This is a genomic window from Pseudarthrobacter sp. GQ63, from assembly GCF_059758765.1.
This window is the reverse complement of the sequence record NZ_JCAXEF010000039.1, coordinates 1-498: the sequence shown is the minus strand read 5'-3', so window position 1 is coordinate 498 and position 498 is coordinate 1. Positions and strand designations below refer to the sequence as shown.

At 64.7% G+C, this 498-nt stretch carries 1 protein-coding gene; it reads right to left on the bottom strand.

Annotated elements, in window-relative coordinates:
- Positions 1 to 497 (bottom strand): pyruvate dehydrogenase E1 component-related protein (locus tag AC6CHP_RS20730; RefSeq protein WP_498232052.1); only part of this gene is annotated, 497 nt, incomplete at its 3' end.
- Position 498 lies beyond the last annotated feature (1 nt).

Here is a 498-nt window from a genome sequence, read left to right as displayed (position 1 = left end):
TCCATGAACGCCCGGGCGTACATGCCGGGGGAGGCGTGGCCCTGGAAGAAGACCTGGTCACCGCCGCCGGGGTGGTCCTTGCCGCGGAAGAAGTGGTTGAAACCCACCTCGTACAGGGTCGCGGCCCCGGCATAGGTGGAGATATGCCCGCCCACGCCGATGTTGGCCCGCTGCGCCCGGTGCACCATCACCGCGGCGTTCCACCGCATGTACGCCCGGTACCGGCGCTCGTACTCCTCGTTGCCCGGAAACTCTGCTTCCTGGTCCACCGGGATCGTGTTCACGTAATCGGTGGTGGTCACCATCGGCACCCCGACGCTCTGCGCGCCCGCACGCTGCAGCAGGCTCCGCATGATGAATTGGGCACGCTCAGTGCCCTGTTCCCTGATCAACGAATCCAGGGACTCAACCCACTCGGCAGTCTCTTCCGGATCACGATCAGGCAGCTGGTTAGTCAACCCGCTGAGGATATGGGAGGTATCTTCTCCTGCAGCCACG